Origin of the sequence: Shouchella phoenicis (assembly GCF_047238345.1) — a bacterium.
Classification (GTDB): domain Bacteria; phylum Bacillota; class Bacilli; order Bacillales; family Bacillaceae_D; genus Shouchella.
The window spans coordinates 398,331-422,410 of record NZ_JBDFMQ010000001.1 but is presented as its reverse complement, the minus strand read 5'-3'; the positions used below and the strand labels follow the sequence as shown (position 1 = coordinate 422,410).

The window sequence follows — 24,080 nt, the reverse complement described above, 5'->3', positions numbered from 1 at the left end:
TTATGCTTTCTAATTAAAGGGGGATCATCATGAATCATAGACAGAATCAAACAGCTTTCACGCTAATTAACAAAATTCAGAATCACCTTCTTAAGAAACACAAATCATGCAAAGAGCTAGACTTATCGTACTCAGATTTAATTTACTATGTCTCTTCTTCTTATCCTGAAGAACTTGAAAAGACGCTTCACCAAAGTATTTCGATACGAAATCGTGTCTTTCGTTCCGTGTTAATATCTTACAAGGAACTACAAGCTGTAAGGGATCTTGCACAATCGTTAAAAGTCATCTAATTAAATGAACCAATGTCACCTTTTGAGAGCTGCATGACAGCTTGAGAATAAAAAATCGCGTAAAACGCGTGCCGCTCTCCAAACTTGACAGCTCTCTTTAATCCTTTTTGAATCGTTTCTTTTCATCTGTCTCGATGGTAAGATTATTCTAACAATGATGGAAGGGATGATGATTATGAAACAGTTTACATATACAAAGGGGATTGAACTGTAAGAGCGCACATCTTCTTTTCAATCGTATTCGATTCAGTAATGAAAAGAGGAAACCAAACCAATGTATACGGATAAAGAACTTGAAATAAGACCAGTACATGAATCAGACTTACGGAAATTATGGGAACTCATCTATAAAGACGAACAACCTGAGTGGAAACAATGGGACGCCCCTTACTTCCCTCATCAATCCATCTCTTACGAATCCTTTCTTGCAAAAAAGGATTCGTGGGTGGACCAGTCTGATTGTTGGGTCATTACCGTGGACCAAGACATTTGTGGAACCGTTAGCTACTATTATGAAGATGTCCAGCAACATTGGCTTGAAATGGGCATTATTTTTTATCAAGCTCAACGTTGGGGGAAAGGTCTCGGAACACGTGCCCTACGACTATGGATCGACCATCTTTTTCAGACGACAGATCATGTTCGCGTCGGACTCACAACATGGTCTGGCAATACTCGTATGATTCGCGCTGCGGATAGGCTCGGCATGAAGTTAGAAGCACGAATTCGAAACGTTCGCTACTATAATGGGCATTATTACGACTCCATTCGCATGGGCTTATTGCGAGAAGAGTGGACAGCAAACAAATAAACCCCTAACGCTCGACCTCTCAAGTGAGGCGAGCGTTTTTCACATTGATTTTTTGGTGGCTCCTTGATAAAGTAAACAGAATTGAAAAAGAAAGCTGGGCAAAAGCATGAATTCGTTACTATTTTTTAAAGGACGTTCCGTATGGATCCTCGCGCTTTTCTTATTGGCGATCGCTTCTGTTTTATTTGTGTTTAACAACTATTCGTTTTATGACCGACCGATTGCAACAATACTTGATACGACTACGTCTTATGAGGAACCCGTTGTTGACCAATTTGATAATGAAGATAGGATTTACACCCAGGCTATCGTGGCTGAACTACGAAACGGCGAACAGGAAGGAGAAGTGATTGAACTTACGAACCAATACTCAGACTCAGGTGCGTACGATCATTCTTTTTCCCCTGGAAATGATGTCTTTGTTTTTATTGAATCAAACGAAGAAGAACGCTTATCCGGATCAATCGTTGATGTCAAACGAGATCATTACCTTGTTCTTGTCGGATGGTTCTTTTTATTTATCTTAATGGCTGTCGGCAAAAAACAAGGCTTTTATTCTGCCATTTCGCTTGGAGTGAATGGTTTGATTCTGTCCTTCGCACTAGATCTGTACATTCAAACATCAAACGATTGGCTTTTGCCAATTAGTGCTGTCAGTGCGGTTTTGTTTACAGTCGTGACGTTACTTCTCGTGAATGGTGCAAATGAAAAAACGTACACCGCGATCTTGTCTACTTTAATTGTGACGGCGATTACGATGGCATTAGCCTATTTTGTGCTCACTTTATTAGATGGACAAGGGTTACGATTTGAGGAAATGCAATTTTTAACGCGACCTTATAATACCGTGTTTATGGCAGGTGTGTTAATCGGTATTTTAGGGGCTGTCATGGATGTCTCAATCACAATGTCTGCTTCCATTTTTGGTATGTATGAAGAAAACGAAGCCATTGAAGAATCGACTTTAAAAACATCCGGCTTAGAAATAGGCCGAGATGTGATGGGCGCAATGATTAATATTATGTTTTTTGCCTATATAAGCGGCGCGATTCCAAGTATTTTATTATACTTCCGAAATCAAGCTCCACTCGATTTCATCTTATCTCTCAATCTTTCGTTAGAAATTGCTCGGGCACTTATTGCGGGAATTGGGATTGTTTTAGCGATCCCAGTAGGTCTGTATTTGTCGATCTTTTTTGTTCGTAGAAGGAGGGCGAGAGGATGAATGTTTTAACCGTCTTAACGCTGATTCTTTTTATCCTAATGGTGGCGATTGGCGGCAAAAAAGGGGCTCGTTCTTTTGCGGTGTTGTTTTTAAATTTTATTATTTTATTTGCATCAATTGTCTTCATGACAAACCCTGATGCCAACCCGCTCGTTATTACATTTTTTGCGTGTACGCTTATTGCTAAGGCAACCTTATTTATTATTAATGAATGGAGCAGTAAATCCATTACAGCTTTTGTCTCTACGATGATTACGATTAGTCTCTTACTCTTATTTATTTCATTTATGACAAGCCAAACGATGATTCAAGGTTTCGGGGAAGAAGAAATTGAAGAGTTAGGCGCCTTCTCCCTTTTAATCGGACTTGATTTCACACAAATTGCAGCTTCCGTCATTGTGATGAGTACGATTGGCGCTATCGCAGATACCGCTATTTCCATTGCCTCTCCCATGCAGGAACTCAAGCGTCAGCATCGTGAGACTAGTATAAAGCGATTGTTTTTGTTTGGCATGAAAATCGGACGAGACATTTTAGGAACCAATGCAAACACATTGTTTTTTGCTTTCTTTGGTGGCCAACTCGCCCTACTTATTTGGTTTAAAGATCTTTCCTATTCACTCGGTGACATGGTGAATGCAAAAGTGTTCGCCAATGAAATGATTACGATCTTTTGTGCTGGGATTGGCGTGGCACTCATTATTCCCATAGCTGCAATCCTTACAGCCCTTCATTTAGTTCGTGACGATCGCAAAGAAAAGACCCGCAATCAATGACGATTGCGGGTTTTGCATTAGCTCGCTTCTTCAATTGCATCAATACGTAGGGAATCATTTTTGTAATCATCATGGTTTAAATCTTTCTTCACTTTTGATGTGAAGATACCAGAAATCATGCTTCCAGAAACGTTCACTGCGGTCCGTCCCATATCAATTAACGGCTCAATTGAAATTAATAAGCCTGCCAGTGCAATTGGTAAATCCATAGCGGCAAGAACGAGAATCGCTGCGAACGTCGCGCCACCACCGACACCTGCCACACCAAATGAGCTAATAGCAATGACCACAAGAAGCATCGCAATGAAACCTGGCTCAAACGGATTTTGACCAACTGTAGGTGCAATCATGAACGCAAGCATCGCAGGATACACACCTGCGCAACCATTCTGACCGATCGAAAGACCAAATGAGCCTGCGAAATTTGCTGTGCCTTCTGGTACACCTAATTTTTTCTGGGTTTGGATATTCATCGGCAGTGCCGCCGCACTTGTTCGAGATGTAAATGCAAATGCTAACACAGGAAATGCCTTTTTCACATATTGAACCGGACTAAGTCCCATAAACAATAAGATGAGTAAATGAACAAGAAAAACAGCTGCTAGTGCTACATAGGACGCAATAACAAACGTTCCAAGTGTTGCCACCGCCCCCAGGTCACTTTGAGCGACTGTTGATGTCATAATCGCCAACACCCCGTATGGCGTTAAGCGCAAAATTAACGTGACGACGCGCATTACTACTGAGAAGATCGCGCCGATAATTTTTTCAAACATTTCTGCCGCCTGCGGTTCTTTGCGACGAACGCCTAAGTAAGCAACCCCTAGAAACGCTGCAAAAATGACTACACCTAATGTGGATGTTGCTCGCTCTCCTGTTAAATCAGCGAACGGATTCGTCGGGATCAGCTGCACGATTTGTTGAGGAATGGTTGTACTTTCCATCGTATCGTATCGCTCTTCCATTGAAAGCCCGCGTTCCTGTTCTGCTGAACCAACTTGAATGTCATCGGCGCTAAGATTAAAGATTGATGCAGAAGTAAATCCAATCGCTCCAGCTATAATCGTTGTCGTCACAAGTAACCCAATGACTAGACCACTAATTTTCCCCACTTCTTTTGCCGCCGTAATCCGGGTGAAAGCAGATAATATCGCCACAAAAATAAGTGGCATCATAATCATTTGTAAAAATCGTACATAGCCAGTTCCGACTATGCCAATCCAATCCATTGCGTTTACAATGACGTTGGACGCTGGGTCAAAGAAAAATTGAAAAATAAAGCCGAGCGCAATCCCTGCCCCAAGAGCGGTTAATACGCGTACTGAAAATGATAAATGTTTTCGCTGCATCCAAAACAGGACTGCAGCAACAATGAATACGGACGCAACGACTGCAATCGTTAAGCCAACTTCCATTGTGAACCCTCCCTTTCGCTCTTTAACATATGTCTATAAATTAGTTCATACTACACTTTATTCCTTTTATCCCGATTAGTCAACTAGGTTTTTAAAGTATATGCAGATTCATTCTTTTTAGTACGTGAGAAGTGTAGTTCCTCTTTGTTATTGTTTCTGATTTTTATGAGAAAATTATTAATGAAATACCCACACTCTTACACTAGATTCAACGATAAAATGAGGTTTTAATTCGTTTTCTAAGTGGAAAAAAAGAATAACTAGCTTAGAAGATAAAGAGGTGAAATCATGCAACAACCTATGTTTAAAGACTACAAAAATGAAGCTGAAGCTTACCAAGCTGTAGAAATAATGAAGAAAAAATACGATCGTTCCTGTATTAACGTTATTGTGCCTTTTCCTAAAAGAAAACAAACCAAAACATCAATCGACTATGACCTGCCGGCAGAAAACGTAACATACAATAAAGATCAATCTAGCATTGACAAATCCCTTGAGGGTTGTGGATTTAACACGACCCAATCCAATATTTTAAAAGAAACGGTAAAAAAAGGCCAAGTATTAGTCGTCATTTGCAAAGACTCATAATAATTCTAGAAGCAACACCTACCAAATAAAAAAGCATCTTTGAAAAAAGAATGACTCACATCATAGAAAGTAGTTGTTACAAATGAAAACCACAAAAAGCCATATTGCACTCGTACTCCTTTCATTCGGTCTCGGCGGTGCAGTGATCACCGGGCTCGCAGGCATTGGCATTCTTTATCTAGTGAGAATGATTTGGGATGACCAATTATTTGCTTCGATCAGCTACCTTGGAGCGTTCTTTATAGCCGCAGTACCAGGACTTGTTGGATCACTCTACTGGTCTTACTTTTTCATAAAAAAAGAGCGACACGAAACAAAACATTTAGATGATGGAAAGTACCAAAATTAGCCGTAACGAGCAAACGTTATCCGTACGGTTCATATAAATAAAAGATAAGCCCTTAGTCAATCGCTAAGAGCTTATTTTTTAATCGATTTCACTCATAAATTCAATCGTATTTCCATCTGGATCATTCATAAAAATTTGATGAAAGCCACTTATACTGAATTTTTTATCAAGATATGGGATGTCACGCTGCTGTAAAAATTCGATTACTTGATCCACATTTTCTACGTAAAACGCAACATGTCTGCCTCTTGTTTTAATCTCGTCATTCTGCCTGCTTCCATGTTTATCTTCAATCAAATGAAGTTGCTGTGGGCCTAACGCATACCATGCGCCTGCAAAATCAAATGGCGGCCGCACTACTTCTCGTAGTTGTATGGTTGAGCCATAAAATGCCCGCGCGCGTTCAATATCACTCACAACGAGACTAATGTGGTGAATTCCTGTTATTTTCACGGATTCCCTCCCTCTTCCTGCAGTTGTAGCAACAGATCAAGCGCATTATCTTTCTTATCCGAATCTTGACGGATCGCAGCAATTTGCGTCACATCATCATGCGTCTCAACATTTTCTAATAAACCATGCCCTTCAAGCTGCAAGCCAAATAATTGTTCTTCCGATTCATCTTCTAATGCCGAATAAATGAGCGCAGATGCAGGCGCTTTCTCGACGATTTCTTCATTAATCTGATCAAGCGGTTCAAACATACCTCCTTCAACATACGCATAGAACGTCTCTTCATCAAACACATACAGATCAGGACGCTCCGTTGCAAGAAGTACCGTCCCACGTTGCTGAGCCCCGACATCAGCAAGGTTGTCTGTTTCAATCGAGTGATACGTTAACGTCGTAACAACCCGGTCCCAAGCTGGCATCGTTTTTAAGATAGTTTCTTCCACCAAAGCCTCAGCCTCTTCACCCGATCCAGAAAGAGGATGGAGAAACGAGCCGTAGAACATGATTTCCACGTTTTCTTCAGGTAATGCTGCAAGTTCTTGTCGCTCCTGGTAGTTCGAATAAACCGTACGCCCAACTGTAGCAAGTATCATGAGTCCAACAACCCCAACGAGCATGTGGATTTTGTAATAATAAAAAAAATGATTCCATTTCTCTTTAACCGTGTCTTCTTTTTCTGTACCATAATCCCCAGTGTTGCGAATATATGTATACGCTTCCGTTTTTTCATCTAATGAAATCGTTGAATCCGCCTTATGCTTCCGAATCCACATCATGTATTGTCGCTCTACCTCTTCATCCGTTGCATCTTCTGAAAGGTTCAAACGACGGTACGCTTCCTCATGATTCATAGAAATCACCTACCCTTTACATTCTCTCTCTATTATAAAGGATGCCGTTTTGAATGATAAGCGTCGTTGAACATCTTTTTATTTCTGTTTGTTCGAGCGCAGTTCGTTTATCCGCTGCTGTTCTTCCAACTTATTTCGATATTCAAACAAACCTATACGATTTCCCCATGGATCTGAAAATGTTGTCCACTTCACAGGCACTTCATCTCGTGAAAACGCCTCTATTTCAACAATTTCTAACGTCTCTTGCAAACGTCTTATTTCCTTTTCTAAGTCCTCGACCGCCAAACGCACTGGACCACTCCCTTGCGTCGGTTGCCCTTCCGCCATTTGCAGCCAACATCCAGGTAACATCTCCCATTCTGCAAACCCTTCGTGAGGGATAAAATCAGCCTCACGATTAAAAAATGTCGTGTACCAACGCATACCCTCTTCAACATTCAACACCCGCACTTGATACGTCATTTCAAAAAACATAAACAGCCCCCTCTTCTTCGTTTAATCAATTCTATCATTTACGAAGAAAACAGCGGGCTTATATTCGTATAGGTCTGAAACTTCTTTCGCTCATTCTCATCTTTAAAGAAAGACAGCACGTCTAAAAACGTTTGATCCATTAATCTACCTAGAAGGATTTGATCAATTGTGGTATGTTCTACCGCAGCTAGCACGGTGACGTTTCCATAAAGCCACTCAAATGCTTTTGTTTGAAAATGATAGCTTTCATTCCACTCAATAAATAAACGAACACTGTCACTGAAGACATTTTTTTTCTTTTGTAAAAATTGGCCAACTTCTACTTGATTCACTCCGTACTCTCCTTTTACCATCTCTTGTTCTCTAGTATAAAAGAGGCAACGGCTTGAAGCGAAAGGAGATTACAGGGAAGGAAGGAAAGGTTTTACTTTCCTTCTAAGCGTTTTTCTTTGCTTTAGTAGACGTTTTTTTCTTTGCGGGAGCTTTTTTCTGCTTCGTTTTATCAAGCGACGCTTGCAACGCGGACATAATGTCGGTTACATTTGAATCGGTTTTCGCTTCTTGTGTTGTGGTTACGATCTCTTCCCCGGACTTTTTCTTTTCAATTAACTCCATAAGCGCATGGCGATAGTCATCTTGGTATTTTTCAGGTTCAAACGGAGTAGTCAGTTGTTCAATTAACATTAGAGCTGCGTCTAATTCCTTTTTTACTATTTCTTGTTCTTCAGGTACGTTTGGTACATCTTCAAATTTTCTGACCTCATCTGGAAAGTGAATGGTCTCCATCATTAACCCTGTCTGATAGACACGTACAATCGCCAATTGTTCTTTTGAACGAATTATAATTTTAGCGATCCCAATTTTTTTAGATTTCAGTAACCCTTCACGCAACAAGCCATAGGCTTTACTTCCATTAGAATCAGGGGCGATAAAGTAACTTTTTTCAAAATAAATCGGGTCAATCTCTTCTAACTTCACAAAATCAATAATTTCTACCGCTTTGTCTTCTTGTTCTTTTTTAAGTTGCTCTAAATCTTCTGCATCAAGAACAACAAATTTGTTTTTCGCATACTCATAGGCTTTTACGATGTCTTCATTCTTCACTTCTTCTTCGCAATCAGGGCAAACTTTTTTGTAATTGATTGGCGTATGACACTTTTTATGAAGTTGTCTCAGCTTGATATCTTTGTTTTCCGTTGCGGTATGAAGCTTTACAGGGATATTTACGAGACCGAAGCTAATACTCCCTTTCCAAACAGTATGCATGCCTTCACATCCTTTTTCCTTAATATGTGGGGAAAACTCATATTTTATGTAGTCGAGGTCAGACTAAAGGGGTGAGGTGAAAAGATGAAACCGATGTTAGCCACAACAGCACCCAAGCTCCCTAAAGGAGATCATTGGCGTTATGAAGTGAAATACGATGGGTATCGATGCTTACTTCACTGGGATGAAACAGGGCCTCGTTTATTTAGTCGAAATGAAAAAGAACTAACGAATTCGTTTCCTGAGATTATTGATGCTTGTACGGAAATGAAATCAAAAATAAGAAATCACCTCCCGCTTCTATTAGATGCAGAGATCATTTCCAAGGTAAATCCCTATCAAAGTAACTTCTCCATTGTCCAACGACGCGCAAAACTTCGTACGAAGACACAGATTATAAAATACGCACAGCGCTTGCCTCTAACACTCATGATTTTTGACCTTTTGATGGAAAAAGGCGTTTCACTATTAGAGCGACCCTTAAAAGACCGAAAACGAACGTTGCATTCACTTCCTTTCGATTCGCCAGTTCTGCCTATCATTCAAACGTTTCAGACTACAAAAGAGATAGAATCGGTTATTGAGCAACATAACGGGGAAGGCATTATCGCAAAAAAGGAAACAAGCGTTTATGAAACGAAACGATCGACTCAGTGGCTGAAAATCAAGTACTATCAATACGCTCACGTCATTTTGACCGAATACGAAAAAGGGAACGGTTATTTTCAAGGTGCCGTTTATCAAGGCAATACGCTCGTTCCAATTGTTCAGTTTTCAAATGGTTTAAAAACTGAAGATCGTTTAATGCTCGCTGCGCTTTTCGAGAAAAACGGTACACGTATTGATAAAGAAAAATGGTCCTTGTCACCATCGATCTGTGTAAAAATTGGCTGCATCGGCTTTGATGGCGTGCACTTACGAGAGCCATTTTTCCATTCCTTCTTACTTGAAGAAGAAGCTGAGCGTTGCACGTGGCAACATCTCCTCCAACAGATCAATCCTCTGCCTTCTAAGGTCGACATTACAAGTGGAGATAAACCGATATGGCCAGCAATCAAATTTGAAAAAATAGATTTTTTACAGTACTTGCATACTGTAGCACCTGCTATGCTTCCTTTTTTTACGGAACGGCTGCTCACATCAATTCGCTATCCTCACGGGTCAAACGGCGAATCATTTTTCCAAAAAAACTGTCCTGACTATGCACCTGCTTTTATAGAAACGTATAAAAAGGATGATATTGACTATGTTGTCTGTAACAGTACTGAATCATTGCTATGGCTTGGGAATCAGCTTGTATTAGAGTACCATTTGCCTTTTCAAAAGAAAGATCAGACACGTCCATCAGAATTGGTGTTTGATTTAGACCCACCTGATGTGAACCACTTTTCTTTAGCGGTCAAAGCAGCCATTGCGTTAAAAGAAGTGATTGATTCCTTTGGATTACAGGTTTATCTTAAAACGTCTGGAAACAAAGGGTTGCAGCTTTATTTGCCTTTACCGGAGGATCAGTTCACTTATGAAGAGACAAGAGTCTTCTGTCGCTTTATAAGTACATATGTCGTGGAACAAAACACAGACTTGTTCACGCTTGAACGGTTAAAGAAAAATCGAAAAGACCGCTTATATGTGGATTATTTACAACACGATGATGGCAAAACGATTATTGCACCTTACTCACCTCGTGGTCATGTCCGTGGATGGGTCGCCACTCCGCTTTATTGGGAAGACGTGACACCTAAACTTGAACCGTCAATGTTTACATTGCCAACCGTTTTAAAACGTCTCCAAACAGAAGGTGACCCGTTCCAAACGTTTCGTCACAATGTAGATGAACAAGGTAAACAATTTACACAAGTCCTTCATCAGCTTAATAAACTTCTGGCACAAACGTAAAGACGGTCCCTTAGTACCGTCTTTACGACTATCGTGTCTCTGCCACTCTTTTTCGAACTTCAAGTTCATCTTTTGCTTTTTCAAGTATGACTGGATTCGTAAGGAGCTGATAGCCAATGAGCGCTAGACCTTTAGCGCCTGTTAGTAAGGCTTCATCTCCTTTTTGCGAAGCCGCAGCTTCTCGGAAAGGTACGGTATGTGCAATTAGATCACTCGACCCAATTTTAATATATGGATGAATCGTCGGAACCACTTGACTAATGTTGCCAGTATCGGTTGAACCAAGCCCATCTCTTTCCCCAGGAATAACCGTTTCGCCTAGGCAGGTAAATGTTTCTGTAAACACCTCATTTAACGTGTTATTTGGGATGAGGTTATCAACTTTATTTTGAAACTCCGCAATCTCCACTTCTGCCCCTGTTGCTAATGCAGCTCCTTGCGCAATCGCATCTACTTTCGCACGTACATCATTTGCTTTCGGCCGTGAATCAGCTCGAATATAAAATCTTGCTCGCGCATAGTCTGGCACGATATTTGGCGCATCTCCGCCATCTGGGATGATCCCATGGATGCGAACATCGTCTGTGACATGCTGACGTAGCGCATTTATGCCGTTAAAAAGCTGGATGACTGCATCGAGTGCATTTACTCCTTTTTCCGGGGAACCAGACGCATGCGCAGAAACACCGCGAAAAATATAATCAACAGGATCAACAGCAAGCGAGGCGCCTGACGGTCTTGTTTCGTTCGCAGGGTGAATAATTAAGGCAGCGTCAATGCCTTCTAAATAGCCTTCACGTACAAAGCTTCCTTTCGCACTTCCGTTCGTTCCGCCCTCTTCAGCAGGTGTACCAAGCACGACAACACGCCCACCAATCTCTTCTAATTGTTCTGCTAGCGCAATACCGGCGGCTACACTAGTGGTTCCAATGATATTATGACCACAAGCATGTCCTAATCCCGGTAACGCGTCATATTCAGCAAGAAAAGCAATCGTTGGTCCTTCGCCTACGCGCTTTTCAGCAACAAATCCGGTTGGATGACCAGCAATGCCTTCTTTAATTGTGAAACCCGCTTCTCTTAATAAGGTTGTTAAGGTTAAAGAAGCAAACACTTCTTCATTACCGACTTCTGGATTTTCATGAATCGCATGACTGGTTTTAATATAAGTTAAGCGATGTTGAATCAAATGCGCTTGAATGGCTTCTTGAATTTCTTTTATCGCTGTTGGCATCTTGATCACTCCTCACCATTATCTAGGATAGCTATTTAACTCATCTAACGAAATAGCTGTCGGGATTCGAGCCCCTTTATGTTCTTCTAAAATGACATTCTCCACGTCTTCCGACTGATATATCTCGACAAGGCGTTGCAACACAGGATTGTCTTGATCTTTTGTTTGAGCAGCAATGATATTAATATACGGTGTAGCTGTCTCGTCTTCTCTAAAAATGGCATCCTCTGCCGGACTAAGGCCCGCATCAACAGCGAATCCATTATTAATAACTGAAGCATCAACATCTTGCATTAAACGAGGCGCATTGGCCGGTGCGATTTCTGTCAGTGTTAAATCTTTCGGATTGTCTTTAATTTGATCAAGCCCACTCGTCACACCAAAATCATCTTCTAATTCAAGCAGCCCTGCTTCTGCCAGCAGCATTAAGTTTCTCGCTTGATTTGTAATTTCACGATCGATCGTAATTTCAGCCCCATCTGGGATATCATCGACATTGTCAAATTTATCAGAATACAACCCCATTGGCGCAAGCACAGTTGAGCCAATAGCAGCTAAGTCTAAATCGTGTTCTTCTCTAAAATTGTCAAAGAAAGATACCGTTTGGAACGCGTTTATATCAATCGATCCATCTGCTAATGCTTGATTTGGCTGAACATAGTCGCTAAACCGAACGATTTCTACGTTAATCCCTTCTTCTTCCGCCAACTTTGCAACATGATTCCACTCAGGTGAGTCCGAACCAGTGATGCCCACTTTCACATCAACAGGGTTTTCTGGACTGTAGGCGTCTCCTACATCAGCAAGAGTAGATGTGTCGTTTCCGCATGCTGTTAATGTAACGATTGTGGCACCTGCTACTAACAGGGCTTGATGAATTTTTTTCATAAGATGTTCTCTCCTTCTCTCTCTATCGTCTTCTTACTTTTTTAGAAGCGATGTTTCCAAATGTTTGAATCGCTTGAACCATCAGAATTAAAATCATTACGGTTACAAACATTGTCCCGTCATCAAAACGGTTATACCCATAAGCAATCGCAACATCGCCAATTCCTCCTGCCCCAATTGCACCAGCCATAGCGGTTGCACCTACAAGTCCGATCGTAGCAGTTGTCATGCTGAGAATGAGGGAACTCATTGCTTCAGGGACGAGAAATTTAAAAATAATTTGCCATTTCGAAGCCCCCATCGAATCAGCCGCTTCAATAATGCCAGGCTCGATTTCTAACAAAGAGTTTTCGATTAAACGAGCGATATAAGGGCCTGCATAAAACACGAGCGGCACAATCGCCGCTGTCGTTCCTAAAGAAGTCCCAACAAGCAAACGCGTTAACGGAATAATGGCAACAAGCAAAATAATAAATGGAATTGACCGCAAGACATTAATAACCGGGTTGATCGCATTGTAGACAACACGGTTTTCCATAATATGACCTGGCCTCGTCACGACAAGAATAATGCCGAGCACGACTCCAAGAATCGCTGAAAATAATAATGACCAAGCCACCATATAAATGGTCTCAAACATTGCATCGACTAAAATATCATTTGAAATTTGTGGGCGAATCGGTTCAGGCAACCAGTCCAGCATGTGCTGTTACCTCCTTTATCTCTGAAGATGTTTTATCAAAATAACGTTGTGCAGCTTGTTGAGCAACCGCATCTCCCTTCACACGTACATAGATTGATCCAAACGTAGTTTCACGAATTTCGTGCATCGAAGCATGAAGAAGTGAAACATTCAGTCCTTGATGAACTAAATCATTGAAAAGCGCTGTTTGGTCCGCATCGTCCGTAATCTGGACATGGTAGATTCGTTCGTCACTCTCTTTATTTTCAAGATGTTGCTTCACTTTTTGCGGTAGGTCATCAGGTATAATCGATCGAACAAACTTCTTCGTTGTCTCATGTACAGGTTGAGAGAGTACTTTTTCAACGTTACCCTCTTCAACGATGCGTCCATCATCCATCACTGCAACTTTATTACAAATCTCACGAACAACACCGAGTTCATGTGTAATCATCAATATGGTAATGTTGTATTCTTTATTAATTTGCTTTAAAAGCTGCAAAATCGAGCTCGTTGTTTCCGGATCAAGCGCCGACGTTGCTTCATCACATAAGAGAATTTCAGGGTTTGATGCAAGGGCCCGAGCAATTCCTACCCGCTGCTTCTGTCCACCTGAAAGCTGATCTGGATAACGTGAAGCAAATGCTTCTAAGCCCACATAGCTTAATAGTTCATTTACACGCTGATTCACAGCCGATTTCTTTGTCTTTACTAAACGCAATGGCGTCGCAACATTTTCAAACACTGTTTTCGATTGAAGTAAATTAAAGTGTTGGAAAATCATCCCGATATTTCGCTTGGCTCTTTGAAGTTGACGAGAATTTAGGTGCATTAAATTCTCTTTATTCACAATCACTTCACCTGCTGTGGGTCTTTCAATTAAGTTAACAGTCCGAATGAGTGTGCTTTTACCCGCTCCACTAAAACCAATGACCCCATATATATCGCCCTTTTCAATTTGTAAATCAATTTCGCGCAGTGCATGGATGTCTTGCCCATTCGATGAAAATGTTTTTGAGACACCTTTGAATTCAATCACACCATTTCCTCCTATCCATATATATTTAATCAGATTATTTAATAAAACGCTCCCTGATATCTTCGTCTTTCCTTTTTTAACATGTAAAAAGCCCCTCTTCCAAAAATGAAAGAGGGGCGAAAAGTCAATGAATTATCCACGCTCTTATCATCCAGGAAGTTTTCCTGCAGGCATTAGCACCTTCCACCATAGTGGGGTTGCTGAAGCGTCATCGGGCCAGTCCCTCCGCTCCTCTTAATAAGAAAATATTTAATTAGTTGTTGAACGTAGTGTAGCAGATTTTATTTTCAGAATGCAAGAGTTTTTTTATAATTTTTTAATGAAAACGCTTCATCGTGAAGCGGACTTTTTAAATACTTAACAATTAAAAGAGTGTCATCCATATTTGAATCGCAGATCCTAGAATAAGCAGCGCTAACAACCATTGCAGGACTTTCGTGTTCATGTTTTGACCACATTTCGCACCAATAGGAGCAGCAAGAACACTTGCAATAATCATAACAATTGCGGGACCATATAACACTTGATCGGTCGCTACTTTCCCAACCGTTGAGCCGATTGAAGAGATGAATGTGACCGCAAGAGAGGTAGCAATGGTTACTCGTGTAGGTAACTTTAATACGGTTAACATGATCGGAACGAGCAAAAATGACCCTGCCGCTCCAACAATCCCTGAAGCGATCCCAACAATAAACGATAAACTAGCCGCAAGAGCTCGATTGAAGGAGATTTGGTTGGCTGGTTGTTCAGGAATTTGTTTCTTAGGCAGAAACATTAGTACAACCGCAATCGTTGCTAATAAGGCATAGACGAGATTAACTGAGCTTTCAGGGAAGAAGTTTGACGCAAACGCCCCGATAAAACTCCCAATTAAAATGCTGCTTCCCATATAGATAATAAGTTTGCGGTGTAAATAGCCTGTACCTCGATAGGCCCATACACCTGCTAAGGCGGCAAAAAAGACTTGTACGGCACTAATACCTGATACTTCATGTGCCGAAAAAGCAGTGAAACCGAGCATCGGTGGAATAAAGAGGAGCATGGGGTATTTTATAATTGAACCACCAACCCCAACCATCCCTGAAATAAATGAACCGAAAAAGCCAATGAAGAAAATCGTGATAATGAACAAGATGTCCATAAAAATCTCCTAACCGATAAAAAAGAGGGATTCCTTCGCCCTCTTCTCATCATTCTTTACTCGCCTTTTTTTATATAGAAGGTGAGAACGCCACCTTCTTCTTTTGACTGTAACAATTCATGTCCAGTAGAATTAGCCCACGCTTCAAAATCCTTTAATGCCCCTTGATCCGTTGCTTGCACCTCTAAAACTTCCCCAACGTTTAGTTCCTTCATTTCTTTTTTCGTTTTTACAATGGGCATTGGACATGCCATTCCTTTAGCGTCTAATACTTTGTTTACATCCATCATTATCGTCTCCTTTTTGTTTAGCGAATGGCACAGCGATTTGGTCCGACTTCCATTTCTCGTTGTTCTTCTTCGCTTGGTTTTTTAACGCCTAGGTTCGTTTCGCGAATCTCTTGATAAGCATTCGGTTGTGGCGGTAGATTGTCTGTCACCATGGAGCGAAATGTCGTTTTATCATCCACAGTTAAACCATGATTTTCTTCAAATAAGACCCCTAATTTTTCTGCAACGCTGCCGTCTTCGTTTAATTCATCCACATTCATAAAATGAGCAGGTAGTACAATTAGCTCTGACGATAAGTCTTTGTATTTTCTATAGAGAGAGTTTCTTAGATCCGTTACCCAGTCTTCTGCTTTCCCTGCCAAGTCGGGCCTACCAATGGAATCAATAAACAGAATATCCCCTGATAGCAGATAAACATCGTCAATAATGAAGGACGTTGAACCGATCGTGTGACCTGGTGTATAGAGCGCCTGGATGTCAATTGTTGTAGCCCCTACGGTGATGTGTGTGCCGTCTTCGATCGATTCATAGCTAAATGTCACTCCTTCTGCATCCTTTGGAGGAAGCCAATACGTTGCCTTCGTTTGTTTGGCAAGGGTCCGACCCCCAGAGATATGATCTGCATGTAAGTGAGTGTCTAAAACATGCGCAATGGATACTTCTTTTTCGTTAGCAAGCGATACATAAGCATCTGTCATCCGTGCTGAATCAATGATAACGGCTTCACTACCCGAGATTACCATATAAGAAAGACAGCCTTTTCCAAGCCGTACAAATTGGTACAACTCGCCTCCTGCACTTAAATCAGCTACTTTGATGGGCTCTAAATGTTCACTCCAAGCCTTCATACCACCGGATAGATAAGCTACATCCAACCCTTCTTCGACTAGCATCTCCCCAACCATAATCGATGAATTTTCTTTTGCACATACAACGAGTATCGGTTGATCAGAAGGGAGTTTCGGTAAGATTTCTTCTACCCCATCCAGTAGGTCAAAATAAGGAACGTTCAAATAGTCAAATTGTGCGCCTTCCACTTTCCAATCCTGGAACGCATCTTCATTTCGAACGTCTAGAATAAACAATGGCTCTTGCTGAACCACTTTCATTGCTAGTTCTTTTGCTGACATCGCTCTTAAACTCATCTTACTTTCCTCCTTCATTTTTCCACTTGCTCATACCAGGAATCACATTAACCACTTGCGTGTAGCCATTTTTCGATAATGTGTGTGCCGCTAAGTCGCTGCGATTGCCAGTTCGACAAACGACATAGACGGTTTTTTCTTTGTCGACTTCTTGTATTCTCGTTTCTAATTCTCCTAGCGGAATTGATTGAGCCCCTGGAATATGAGCCTCCTCATGTTCATTCGTTTCACGGACATCAAGAATCGTCATGGGTTCGTTAGTCTGAATGGCTGTTTGCAAACCTTCATTGTCAATAACATGAGGGAAAGAAGGAGCTTCTTCTACTCGACTTCCAGCTGCACGCAAGTAATGCTTAAGGGTGTCGCCTTCTTCAGCAGTACCGATATAGTCATGCCCGGCTTTTTGTGCCCATGCTTTTACATCCGCAGTAGAGCCCTTATCAGTTGCTTGAATTTGAACCACACTTCCTGGCTCGATGTGTTTCATCGCTTTTTTTGTCCGCACAATCGGCATTGGGCAAGCCAACCCTTTTGCATCTACGAGTACATCATGTTTCAGATCTTTCATTTCATACACCCCTTTTATTCTTACCTATTCATGCCGTCCTTCGACATTGGCACATCAATGAATTCCATTCTTAAATGAATAGATTGACGTTTCCATCTTCGGCGTCTGCCAAATAAGCAGCAACCCCAGCATATTGACTACTTTCTCGTAATTCTTCTTTTTTTAAACCTAGTAAATCCATTGTCATTGTACACGCAACTAAGTTGATGTCTTGCTCTTCTGCTAGATGAATTAAATCAGCCAAGGGCATCGCATTATGCTTTTTCATGACGTTTTTAATCAACTTTGGTCCTATTCCGGCAAACTGCATCTTTGATAACCCCATCTTCTCTGGTCCACGAGGCATCATTTTGCCAAACATTTTTTCCATAAAGCTTTTATTGGCTTTTATTGGCTCATCTTTTCGTAATGCATTTAATCCCCAAAATGTATGGAAAATCGTGACGTTATGGTCGTAGGCCGCAGCCCCATTGGCAATGATGTATGCCGCCATCGCCTTATCATAATCGCCACTAAATAAAATAATATTGGTTGTTTTCTCTTCACTCATTTTAATTCCTCCATTCATATACATGTACCCCTATAGGTATTATAAAAGATAAAAAATTTTTCTAAGATAGACAGACGATTTCCTGTCTACCTTAGCGACTTTTCACGAGTAAATTAACAGCTTGATCAACGTACTCTTTCGTGTCTTCTCCATCTTCAATTGCTTTTTGCACACATTCAACGAGGTTTTCACTTACAATCACACCCATTGTGCGGTCAATCGCTGTTCGAGAAGCAGAAAGTTGAGACACTACGTCGCGACAATCTTCGCCCTCTTCCATCATTTTTAAAACGCCACGAATCTGACCCTCAATGCGTTTCAAACGATTTTTCATTTGATCCGTATATTCCAATTTGTTCACCTCTTTCGCTTTATTTATGCTCACATCATATACCCCTATAGGTATAATGTCAAGCATCTAATCCAGGATTCCTTCGATTTTCGAACTAATACTATTCTGAAATATTTATGTAGACAAATAGACTGTAGAACGCTAATAATAACGTTAAAGGGGGATTCTCATGTCACTATATAAATATTTGAAAGCAAATACTTGGAATTTAACTGAACAGTGGTATACGGATCTGGACAAGTCCAAAGAAGGTGTTTACAGTTCTAATGATCCGGTGAAAATTGAACGGTTAAAAAAACAAAATCATGCTTTTCACGAATTGTTTTGTGAACTTTTTCGCGAAGATTACAAGGCTCAGCAAAATGAAGCCTTTGAAAAGTGGATTCTCTCCATTGCCAAAGATCAAGCCCATTTGGCAACGCCGATCCCTGAAATTATTGAAGAATTTCTAAATGTACAGGACCAATACCTGACACTGATCAGAACATATATAGCAGAAAATCGGGAGTCTGTGACGTTCGCTCAATACGACCACTGGCACAACATTCTTTTAAAAGGGTTTAAAGAAATCGTCATTGCCTTTAGCCGTAGCAATATGGAACAGTCAGACGAACAATTACGTGCCCAACAAGCCATGATCACAGAGCTAAGCTCGCCAATCATTAAACTGCGTCGGAATATTGCACTCTTACCGTTAGTAGGAGAAATTGATACACATCGTGCACAGGTCATTTTTACACAGACGTTAGAACAATGTGTCTCAACTGATATTCACTCCCTATTGATTGACCTTTCCGGTGTCCCGGTCGTCGATACAATGGTTGCCAATCAACTCTTTTCTCTCATTGATGGATTAAAATTAGTAGGAACTAAGGCTTCCTTATCAGGGGTTCGACCTGAAATTGCGCAAACATCCGTTACACTAGGAATTGATTTCGCCACCACGAAAATCTATTCGACCATTGAACGTGCACTCGATGAATTATTAGAAGTCACCCATTCCTAAAAAAACAAAAACAATCAATTGCTCATAACAGCATTTGATTGTTTTTTTTGGTATAGAAAAACCAGCAGTCTCTAAGACAGCTGGTCTGTTCCTATTGTGCAATTCCCCACGGTGAAAAAATAAGATATGTGCCAAGTACAATAATGATTAATGTCAGACTAACCTAATAACAATTTTCACTAATTACAAAGTGTTTTCAACCTTTTTTCTCATATGTACCAAAAAAGCTGTACTATTTTTCATATCATCTAGGCTTGTTTTTATATCTTTAGGGTCCCTTTCTTGTTCTACAGTAATAAAGCCCTGATAATCAATAAGGTTAAGAACACTAAAAATTTCTCCATAATCTAAAGTACCCTTGCCTATTGGACACATTACGCCTGCTTCACATGCTTCAAAAAAACGAGTCTTTTCATTTATAACTACTGAATAGATCTCTGGTTGAATATCCTTAAAATGGATATAATCTAACCGTGAAGCATATTTGTACAGTTGCTTGGCTGGGTCTTGTTTAGAATAGAATAAATGTCCTGTATCTAAACACAATCCAGCTACATTATTAGGAATATCCTTAACAATCCGCTCTAATTCATCAGAAAATTCAATATACCCACCAGCGTGAGGATGTATAACGGGTCTTACACCAAACTGTTTTGCCACTTTGGCAATTTCAGTAATATGTGTAACCATACGGTTCCATTCAACATCATCTAATCTAGGCGCTTCTTCCGGAAGGCCCGCCGATAAATCTCTTTCATCATGACCCCAGTCAATAATAACTAAATACAAGGGATGACTTTTATTATTTTGAGTTTGTAGATCTACTAACCCTTTGCAGATAGCATGGGTTTGATTGATTAACTCTTCTTGTTTACTTTCTAAGACTAAATTGTCAAAGATTGTACCCGCAATAAGACTCAATTGGTTTTTTTTCAATTCATGTTTAAAGTCATCGCTCTCCAACGGGAAATAGCCATAGGGCCCTAACTCAATTTCATTATACCCTGCTTGTTTCGCCTCGCTTAACACACACTTCCAATCCGGTAGATAGGGGTTTTTCACATCATCGACTCCCCAACTACATGGTGCTCCACTTATAATCATCTACCCCACTCCAATCAATGGTTCTATAGCGTTTAGAAAAATAGTAATTTTCTTCCATTTTTTAAACATGAAGCTTTTGACCACTATGATCATATTCAATCCAGGTAGAATTTGCATTTGCAGATCTCACACAATTCTCAACCCACCGAATACCATCTATACCCGCTTGGATTCCAGGATAAATTAATGCTTCTAAAGTTTTCAAGTCTCCACTATTCTTTGCTTCAATTGCAAGCGCAAAACGATGATAAATATTTGCCCAAAAATCTGAAAGTCCTTCGGTATGAAGAGCCCCTAACCTTTCATCTTCTTTTGCTAGATCATCTAAATAATCATTCCCCCTATATAGAATACGTACTGGTTCTCCCTGAACTTCATATCTTAATTCATTAGGTTTATCATCCCACCACTCTAAACTTGCTTTTGAACCTACAATACGAATTCGATGACCATCAGTACAACCTGCATTAATTGAGGAAACCCACATCGTTCCCACTGCTCCATTCTCATAACGCATTAAGATATGCGCATTATCTTCCAATGGATATCTTGATCCTACAAAGCTTTGTCGATCACACAATAGTTTTGCGATTTTCATATGCGGCATAATCATTTGCGACATATAATAGGTATGTGTGGATAAATCCCCAATAACAAAACTTGGACCAGCCACTTTAGGGTCAACCCTCCATTTTTGGGCATCGCTTGTTTTTTCAGGCTCATCCGTAGCACTAAATCCATGGGTATATTGTAAATCAACGACCCTAATGTCCCCTATCTGCCCCTTTTCAATCATCGCTCGCATCTGCAGCAGTAGTTGATTTCCCGAATAGCCATATGTTACGCCTACAATCTTGTTTTGCTTCTCGGCTAAATCTTTTATTTCCTCACCCTCTGCTGATGAAAAGAAAAGAGGCTTTTCACAAATAACATGTAATCCAGCTTTCAATGCAGCTTTAGTTATTTCATAGTGTGTACCATTTGGTGTAGCAATAGTAACCACCTCTACACCATCTTCTCTATCTTGCTCTTTTGCAAACATTTCTTGATAATTATCATAACAACGATCCGAGGAAACACCAATCTTTACACCGAAGTCTTTTCCTTGCGTTGGATCAATATCAAAGGCACCGGCTACTAATTGAAAATTTGCATTGTCTCTTAGTGCTCCCGTTCGATGTTTATAGCCAACATTACTTTTTCTTCCCCCACCTACCATTGCCCATCTAAACGGTCTATTAACTAATCGTTCTCCATTTAACATATACAACTCTCCTTATGAAAATATTATCCTGCTCTGAATTGTGCTTCTAATTCTTCTAACGTTTTCCCTTTCGTTTCAGGTAAAAATTTGATTACAAATAATAAAGTAAGTAGATTCAATGCTACAAAAATTAAGAAAGTACTGGATAACCCTAACGTACTTAAAGCTAGTGGAAACATTAAGCTTAATAAAAAATTAATGATCCACAAACAAAATACACTGATCCCCATTCCCAACCCTCTTAAACGTGATGGGAAAATCTCCGCTAACATTAACCAAGTAACAGGAGCAATAGCACCTTGCATAAAAGCAAGAAATGTAACGGTCAATGATATGACAATGTAAGGCAAATACTCCGTACCTGCAAAGAAATAAGATGTAAAGGATATAAGACTCAGTGAAACGATAACTCCAATCTGTCCAGTTATCAGCATTGGCTTTCTTCCAACTCTACCAAGTAAGTAGATCCCAACAAATACAGATATAACAGAGATCAATCCATTTGCTATATTCGCCGTTAATGCCGCATTTGTTGCAAAGCCGGCATCTCTTAAGATGGTTGTTCCATAGTACATTATTGAGTTAACACCCGTTAATTGCTGTACCGCCGCTATACCAATCCCTAAGATTAATAGCTTACGAACCCACTTCACTTTAAAATCTTTAAATGTCGCCTCCGTTTGCTCCTTCTGCCTTTCATTTGCACGAACAATATCAGTTAATTCGATATTGGCTTCTTTCTCATCACGAATTTGCGCCAGTATTGTCGCAGCTTCTTCTTTTCGACCCTTTGCCACGAGCCATCTTGGACTTTCCGGAACCATTAACATGCCTACAAAAAGAATAATAGAAGGGATTGCAGCAACAACAAGCATATATCGCCACACATGGTCATTATCACCCATTAAGTTTCCAAGTACAGCATTCACGGTAAAAGCCAATAGCTGCCCTGAAACAATCATTAGTTCATTAACGGTTACGATCCGCCCTCTACTTTTAGCTGGAGACATCTCCGCAAGAAAAGTAGGTACGGTCACAGAAGCTCCACCAACAGCCATACCCAAAAGAAAACGGAAAAAGACCATAACTTCCATATTCGGCGCTAATGTACAGCCTAAAGTGGTGACGAAGAAAAGAATGGCTAAATACTTTATGGTTCTCCTACGTCCTAGCGCGTCGGAAAACCTACCACCAAAAACAGCCCCTACCGCAGCACCTAATAAAAGGGAAGCAGCTACCAACCCTTCGGTAAAAGCTGTTAAATCTAGCTGATCTGGTTGTGACATGAAAGGGAGTGCACCATTTATAACACCTGTATCGTAACCAAATAGCAAACCGCCAAAAGTTGAAAGTACAATAATTCTTCTTAAAATTGATGGTTTCGTTTCGTTCATTGAATTCATCCTTTTAATGAGATACGCCACAAAAGACAGCGCTTACTTAATAGCTATTAGCTAAGGGCAATTTTTTCAAATCGCCCTCTCACCCTGTTCATGTTAAAGCAATTCTGCCAATTCTTTTTTCACTCTCTCAAGATTAAAACGATTTGATTGATCCGCTCTTTCAAACCATGCAAAAATAGCAATCGTTGCAATCCCATCGAATTTAATCTCACGAAGTTTTGAGAACAACATATCCCAATTAATTTCACCTTGCCCTATGTCAAGGTGTTGATGAACTGTAACGTTTGCACCTGGAGGATTCACAATATAACGCAGATCCTCAGACCCTCTATGGTTGTAAGTATCAGCAATATTAATGTGTGTTAATTTATCACCAGCATAATCAAACATGGAGGCAATGTCGCCAATACCATCATCATAGAAAAATGTATGTGGAACGGAGTAGAATAAATTGATCCAATCTTTATCCAACCCTCTAATCAAATCGACCGCTTGATCATTTCTTTCTATAAAATCAAATGGGTGTGCTTGTATATCAAGTTTCACGCCTTCTCTCTCGAAGATCGGCATCAATTCGTCCATCGATTTTATAAACATTTGCTCACATTTAAACGGTTTGTCCTTATGACCGGTGAACTCTGTATTAACTAAATCAACGTCTAAATCGACCGCTACCTCAATACAACGTTTCCAATTTCGTACAGCAGCTTGACGATCCTCTTCTTCTGGTCCAGCCCAATGTTGCATTGGTAACAGAGAAGTTATTTGCACACCTGCATCTTGACACGCTCTCTTTAATTCTTTAATCTTAGCCCGGTCTACGCGTGGGTACTTATAAAATGGTAAGAAATCTTCTCTAGGTGATAGCTCAATATAGTCATAGCCCAGTTCAGCTACCTTATCCACCATTTTTGTTAAAGGCAAATCTCTATACATTGTTGGATCAAGCGCAATTTTCATCTCTTTTCCCTCCATCATCTACTGTTCATTCTTTCTCTGTCAATTCCAATCGTT

The 24,080-nt window shown here is 40.4% G+C and carries 28 protein-coding genes and 1 riboswitch; of the genes, 8 read left to right on the top strand and 20 right to left on the bottom strand.

Annotation, left to right across the window (positions count from 1 at the left end):
• Positions 1-29: 29 nt before the first annotated feature.
• The 4 genes from ABC361_RS02320 (at position 30) to ABC361_RS02305 (ending at position 3,105) form a co-directional block, all read left to right on the top strand.
• Positions 30-293 carry a hypothetical protein gene (locus ABC361_RS02320; protein ID WP_413072481.1) on the top strand — a complete coding sequence of 88 codons (264 nt, stop codon included), beginning with the start codon at positions 30-32 and terminating at the stop codon, positions 291-293.
• 274 nt (positions 294-567) lie between these two features.
• Entirely contained in the window at positions 568-1,104 is a 537-nt protein-coding gene (locus tag ABC361_RS02315; RefSeq protein ID WP_413072480.1) for a GNAT family N-acetyltransferase, read from the top strand.
• A gap of 106 nt (positions 1,105-1,210) precedes the next feature.
• Positions 1,211-2,329 (top strand): YibE/F family protein, encoded by a 1,119-nt coding sequence (locus ABC361_RS02310; protein ID WP_413072479.1) that lies wholly within the window; start codon positions 1,211-1,213, stop codon positions 2,327-2,329.
• Complete coding sequence (locus ABC361_RS02305) at positions 2,326-3,105, top strand: YibE/F family protein (RefSeq protein ID WP_413072478.1); 780 nt, start codon at positions 2,326-2,328, stop codon at positions 3,103-3,105. The genes ABC361_RS02310 and ABC361_RS02305 overlap by 4 nt, the downstream gene beginning before the upstream one ends.
• Positions 3,106-3,122: 17 nt before the next feature.
• On the opposite strand, the gene ABC361_RS02300 is transcribed toward ABC361_RS02305, so the two are convergent.
• On the bottom strand, positions 3,123-4,520 hold the full coding sequence (locus ABC361_RS02300; RefSeq protein WP_413072477.1) for an L-cystine transporter: 1,398 nt from the start codon (positions 4,518-4,520) through the stop codon (positions 3,123-3,125).
• Between the two features lie 288 nt (positions 4,521-4,808).
• Between ABC361_RS02300 and ABC361_RS02295 the strand changes: the two genes are divergently transcribed.
• Together ABC361_RS02295 and ABC361_RS02290 are read left to right on the top strand one after the other, a co-directional pair.
• Positions 4,809-5,108: a hypothetical protein gene (locus tag ABC361_RS02295; RefSeq protein WP_413072476.1), complete on the top strand. Its 300-nt coding sequence runs from the start codon at positions 4,809-4,811 to the stop codon at positions 5,106-5,108.
• Positions 5,109-5,190: 82 nt separating this feature from the next.
• Positions 5,191-5,457, top strand: coding sequence for a hypothetical protein (locus tag ABC361_RS02290; RefSeq protein WP_413072475.1), 267 nt, complete (start codon positions 5,191-5,193; stop codon positions 5,455-5,457).
• Positions 5,458-5,535: 78 nt separating this feature from the next.
• Here ABC361_RS02290 and ABC361_RS02285 read toward each other — a convergent pair whose 3' ends face one another.
• The 5 genes from ABC361_RS02285 to ku form a co-directional block, all read right to left on the bottom strand.
• Complete coding sequence (locus tag ABC361_RS02285) at positions 5,536-5,910, bottom strand: VOC family protein (RefSeq protein WP_413072474.1); 375 nt, start codon at positions 5,908-5,910, stop codon at positions 5,536-5,538.
• A complete protein-coding gene (locus ABC361_RS02280; RefSeq protein WP_413072473.1) occupies positions 5,907-6,761 on the bottom strand; it encodes a hypothetical protein in 855 nt (284 codons plus the stop codon). The genes ABC361_RS02285 and ABC361_RS02280 overlap by 4 nt, the downstream gene beginning before the upstream one ends.
• Positions 6,762-6,839: 78 nt before the next feature.
• Positions 6,840-7,238, bottom strand: a complete 399-nt coding sequence (locus ABC361_RS02275; protein WP_413072472.1) for a VOC family protein — start codon at positions 7,236-7,238, stop codon at positions 6,840-6,842.
• 38 nt (positions 7,239-7,276) lie between these two features.
• On the bottom strand, positions 7,277-7,570 hold the full coding sequence (locus ABC361_RS02270; RefSeq protein ID WP_413072471.1) for a hypothetical protein: 294 nt from the start codon (positions 7,568-7,570) through the stop codon (positions 7,277-7,279).
• A 103-nt stretch (positions 7,571-7,673) separates the two neighbouring features.
• Entirely contained in the window at positions 7,674-8,504 is an 831-nt protein-coding gene (ku, locus tag ABC361_RS02265) for a non-homologous end joining protein Ku (RefSeq protein ID WP_413072470.1), read from the bottom strand.
• An 84-nt stretch (positions 8,505-8,588) separates the two neighbouring features.
• Between ku and ABC361_RS02260 the strand changes: the two genes are divergently transcribed.
• Positions 8,589-10,400, top strand: coding sequence for a DNA ligase D (locus ABC361_RS02260; RefSeq protein ID WP_413072469.1), 1,812 nt, complete (start codon positions 8,589-8,591; stop codon positions 10,398-10,400).
• 28 nt (positions 10,401-10,428) lie between these two features.
• Here ABC361_RS02260 and ABC361_RS02255 read toward each other — a convergent pair whose 3' ends face one another.
• From ABC361_RS02255 to ABC361_RS02210, 10 genes are all read right to left on the bottom strand, one after another.
• Positions 10,429-11,634 carry a M20 family metallopeptidase gene (locus ABC361_RS02255; RefSeq protein WP_413072468.1) on the bottom strand — a complete coding sequence of 402 codons (1,206 nt, stop codon included), beginning with the start codon at positions 11,632-11,634 and terminating at the stop codon, positions 10,429-10,431.
• Between the two features lie 18 nt (positions 11,635-11,652).
• The gene (locus ABC361_RS02250) at positions 11,653-12,522 is read right to left on the bottom strand and encodes a MetQ/NlpA family ABC transporter substrate-binding protein (protein ID WP_413072467.1); all 870 of its coding nucleotides are present in this window, start codon (positions 12,520-12,522) and stop codon (positions 11,653-11,655) included.
• A 22-nt stretch (positions 12,523-12,544) separates the two neighbouring features.
• Positions 12,545-13,225 (bottom strand): methionine ABC transporter permease, encoded by a 681-nt coding sequence (locus ABC361_RS02245; protein ID WP_413072466.1) that lies wholly within the window; start codon positions 13,223-13,225, stop codon positions 12,545-12,547.
• The gene (locus ABC361_RS02240; protein WP_413072465.1) at positions 13,206-14,243 is read right to left on the bottom strand and encodes a methionine ABC transporter ATP-binding protein; all 1,038 of its coding nucleotides are present in this window, start codon (positions 14,241-14,243) and stop codon (positions 13,206-13,208) included. Before ABC361_RS02240 ends, ABC361_RS02245 begins: the two co-directional genes overlap by 20 nt.
• Positions 14,244-14,384: 141 nt before the next feature.
• A riboswitch (SAM riboswitch) is annotated at positions 14,385-14,487 on the bottom strand.
• A gap of 120 nt (positions 14,488-14,607) precedes the next feature.
• Positions 14,608-15,384, bottom strand: a complete 777-nt coding sequence (locus ABC361_RS02235; RefSeq protein WP_413072464.1) for a sulfite exporter TauE/SafE family protein — start codon at positions 15,382-15,384, stop codon at positions 14,608-14,610.
• A gap of 56 nt (positions 15,385-15,440) precedes the next feature.
• Positions 15,441-15,671, bottom strand: a complete 231-nt coding sequence (locus ABC361_RS02230; protein WP_413075704.1) for a sulfurtransferase TusA family protein — start codon at positions 15,669-15,671, stop codon at positions 15,441-15,443.
• A gap of 20 nt (positions 15,672-15,691) precedes the next feature.
• Positions 15,692-16,819, bottom strand: coding sequence for an MBL fold metallo-hydrolase (locus ABC361_RS02225; RefSeq protein WP_413072463.1), 1,128 nt, complete (start codon positions 16,817-16,819; stop codon positions 15,692-15,694).
• 1 nt (position 16,820) lies between these two features.
• Positions 16,821-17,387: a sulfurtransferase TusA family protein gene (locus ABC361_RS02220; RefSeq protein WP_413072462.1), complete on the bottom strand. Its 567-nt coding sequence runs from the start codon at positions 17,385-17,387 to the stop codon at positions 16,821-16,823.
• Positions 17,388-17,457: 70 nt separating this feature from the next.
• Entirely contained in the window at positions 17,458-17,937 is a 480-nt protein-coding gene (locus ABC361_RS02215; protein ID WP_413072461.1) for a DsrE/DsrF/DrsH-like family protein, read from the bottom strand.
• A 91-nt stretch (positions 17,938-18,028) separates the two neighbouring features.
• On the bottom strand, positions 18,029-18,289 hold the full coding sequence (locus ABC361_RS02210; protein ID WP_413075703.1) for a metal-sensitive transcriptional regulator: 261 nt from the start codon (positions 18,287-18,289) through the stop codon (positions 18,029-18,031).
• A gap of 169 nt (positions 18,290-18,458) precedes the next feature.
• Here ABC361_RS02210 and ABC361_RS02205 point away from each other — a divergent pair, with 169 nt between their 5' ends.
• Entirely contained in the window at positions 18,459-19,295 is an 837-nt protein-coding gene (locus tag ABC361_RS02205) for an STAS domain-containing protein (RefSeq protein WP_413072460.1), read from the top strand.
• A 183-nt stretch (positions 19,296-19,478) separates the two neighbouring features.
• Here the strand turns inward: ABC361_RS02205 and ABC361_RS02200 are convergent, their stop codons facing one another.
• The 4 genes from ABC361_RS02200 to ABC361_RS02185 all read right to left on the bottom strand — a co-directional run bounded on the left by ABC361_RS02200 (position 19,479) and on the right by ABC361_RS02185 (position 24,026).
• Positions 19,479-20,399, bottom strand: a complete 921-nt coding sequence (locus ABC361_RS02200) for a TIM barrel protein (RefSeq protein WP_413072459.1) — start codon at positions 20,397-20,399, stop codon at positions 19,479-19,481.
• 61 nt (positions 20,400-20,460) lie between these two features.
• Positions 20,461-21,663, bottom strand: a complete 1,203-nt coding sequence (locus ABC361_RS02195) for a Gfo/Idh/MocA family protein (protein WP_413072458.1) — start codon at positions 21,661-21,663, stop codon at positions 20,461-20,463.
• Positions 21,664-21,686: 23 nt separating this feature from the next.
• Positions 21,687-23,057: a sugar porter family MFS transporter gene (locus ABC361_RS02190; RefSeq protein ID WP_413072457.1), complete on the bottom strand. Its 1,371-nt coding sequence runs from the start codon at positions 23,055-23,057 to the stop codon at positions 21,687-21,689.
• A 102-nt stretch (positions 23,058-23,159) separates the two neighbouring features.
• Entirely contained in the window at positions 23,160-24,026 is an 867-nt protein-coding gene (locus ABC361_RS02185) for a sugar phosphate isomerase/epimerase family protein (RefSeq protein WP_413072456.1), read from the bottom strand.
• Between the last annotated feature and the right edge of the window lie 54 nt (positions 24,027-24,080).

What these genes read in the sequence shown, in the direction of transcription:
- ABC361_RS02320 (WP_413072481.1), top strand. Translation starts at nt 30, where the DNA reads ATGAATCATAGACAGAATCAAACAGCTTTCACGCTAATTAACAAAATT.
- ABC361_RS02315 (WP_413072480.1), top strand. Translation starts at nt 568, where the DNA reads ATGTATACGGATAAAGAACTTGAAATAAGACCAGTACATGAATCAGAC.
- ABC361_RS02310 (WP_413072479.1), top strand. Translation starts at nt 1,211, where the DNA reads ATGAATTCGTTACTATTTTTTAAAGGACGTTCCGTATGGATCCTCGCG.
- ABC361_RS02305 (WP_413072478.1), top strand. Translation starts at nt 2,326, where the DNA reads ATGAATGTTTTAACCGTCTTAACGCTGATTCTTTTTATCCTAATGGTG.
- ABC361_RS02300 (WP_413072477.1), bottom strand. Translation starts at nt 4,520, where the DNA reads ATGGAAGTTGGCTTAACGATTGCAGTCGTTGCGTCCGTATTCATTGTT.
- ABC361_RS02295 (WP_413072476.1), top strand. Translation starts at nt 4,809, where the DNA reads ATGCAACAACCTATGTTTAAAGACTACAAAAATGAAGCTGAAGCTTAC.
- ABC361_RS02290 (WP_413072475.1), top strand. Translation starts at nt 5,191, where the DNA reads ATGAAAACCACAAAAAGCCATATTGCACTCGTACTCCTTTCATTCGGT.
- ABC361_RS02280 (WP_413072473.1), bottom strand. Translation starts at nt 6,761, where the DNA reads ATGAATCATGAGGAAGCGTACCGTCGTTTGAACCTTTCAGAAGATGCA.
- ABC361_RS02275 (WP_413072472.1), bottom strand. Translation starts at nt 7,238, where the DNA reads ATGTTTTTTGAAATGACGTATCAAGTGCGGGTGTTGAATGTTGAAGAG.
- ku (WP_413072470.1), bottom strand. Translation starts at nt 8,504, where the DNA reads ATGCATACTGTTTGGAAAGGGAGTATTAGCTTCGGTCTCGTAAATATC.
- ABC361_RS02260 (WP_413072469.1), top strand. Translation starts at nt 8,589, where the DNA reads ATGAAACCGATGTTAGCCACAACAGCACCCAAGCTCCCTAAAGGAGAT.
- ABC361_RS02255 (WP_413072468.1), bottom strand. Translation starts at nt 11,634, where the DNA reads ATGCCAACAGCGATAAAAGAAATTCAAGAAGCCATTCAAGCGCATTTG.
- ABC361_RS02250 (WP_413072467.1), bottom strand. Translation starts at nt 12,522, where the DNA reads ATGAAAAAAATTCATCAAGCCCTGTTAGTAGCAGGTGCCACAATCGTT.
- ABC361_RS02245 (WP_413072466.1), bottom strand. Translation starts at nt 13,225, where the DNA reads ATGCTGGACTGGTTGCCTGAACCGATTCGCCCACAAATTTCAAATGAT.
- ABC361_RS02235 (WP_413072464.1), bottom strand. Translation starts at nt 15,384, where the DNA reads ATGGACATCTTGTTCATTATCACGATTTTCTTCATTGGCTTTTTCGGT.
- ABC361_RS02230 (WP_413075704.1), bottom strand. Translation starts at nt 15,671, where the DNA reads ATGGATGTAAACAAAGTATTAGACGCTAAAGGAATGGCATGTCCAATG.
- ABC361_RS02225 (WP_413072463.1), bottom strand. Translation starts at nt 16,819, where the DNA reads ATGAGTTTAAGAGCGATGTCAGCAAAAGAACTAGCAATGAAAGTGGTT.
- ABC361_RS02220 (WP_413072462.1), bottom strand. Translation starts at nt 17,387, where the DNA reads ATGAAAGATCTGAAACATGATGTACTCGTAGATGCAAAAGGGTTGGCT.
- ABC361_RS02215 (WP_413072461.1), bottom strand. Translation starts at nt 17,937, where the DNA reads ATGAGTGAAGAGAAAACAACCAATATTATTTTATTTAGTGGCGATTAT.
- ABC361_RS02205 (WP_413072460.1), top strand. Translation starts at nt 18,459, where the DNA reads ATGTCACTATATAAATATTTGAAAGCAAATACTTGGAATTTAACTGAA.
- ABC361_RS02200 (WP_413072459.1), bottom strand. Translation starts at nt 20,399, where the DNA reads ATGATTATAAGTGGAGCACCATGTAGTTGGGGAGTCGATGATGTGAAA.
- ABC361_RS02195 (WP_413072458.1), bottom strand. Translation starts at nt 21,663, where the DNA reads ATGTTAAATGGAGAACGATTAGTTAATAGACCGTTTAGATGGGCAATG.
- ABC361_RS02190 (WP_413072457.1), bottom strand. Translation starts at nt 23,057, where the DNA reads ATGAACGAAACGAAACCATCAATTTTAAGAAGAATTATTGTACTTTCA.
- ABC361_RS02185 (WP_413072456.1), bottom strand. Translation starts at nt 24,026, where the DNA reads ATGAAAATTGCGCTTGATCCAACAATGTATAGAGATTTGCCTTTAACA.